Origin of the sequence: Mesorhizobium sp. M5C.F.Ca.ET.164.01.1.1 (genome assembly GCF_004792125.1) — a bacterium.
In the GTDB taxonomy this organism is placed as follows: Bacteria; Pseudomonadota; Alphaproteobacteria; order Rhizobiales; family Rhizobiaceae; genus Mesorhizobium; species Mesorhizobium wenxiniae.
In genome coordinates this window covers 1-255 of sequence record NZ_SRTG01000665.1, presented here as the reverse complement: position 1 = coordinate 255, position 255 = coordinate 1, and the positions used below count along the sequence as shown (strand labels likewise).

The following is a 255-nucleotide window of genomic DNA, read 5'->3' as shown; positions in this document are numbered from 1 at the left end:
TGAAGCGGCGCCGGGACTGGTTCGACGGCCAGCTCGATCTCGATCCGGCGAAGCTCGTGTTCATCGACGAGACCGGCCTCTCCACAAAGATGGCCCGCCTGCGTGGAAGAGCGCCGCGCGGCGAGCGTTGCCGGGCCGGCGTGCCGCATGGCCACTGGAAGACCACGACCTTCACCGGAGCACTGCGGCTGACGGGCATGACTGCGCCCTTCGTCTACGACGGCGCTATGAACGGCAACGTGTTCCTGGCCTATG

At 67.1% G+C, this 255-nt stretch carries 1 protein-coding gene; it reads left to right on the top strand.

Annotation, left to right across the window (positions count from 1 at the left end):
• On the top strand, window positions 1–255 hold a 255-nt coding region (locus tag EN807_RS35215; protein WP_189522727.1), incomplete at both ends, for a transposase.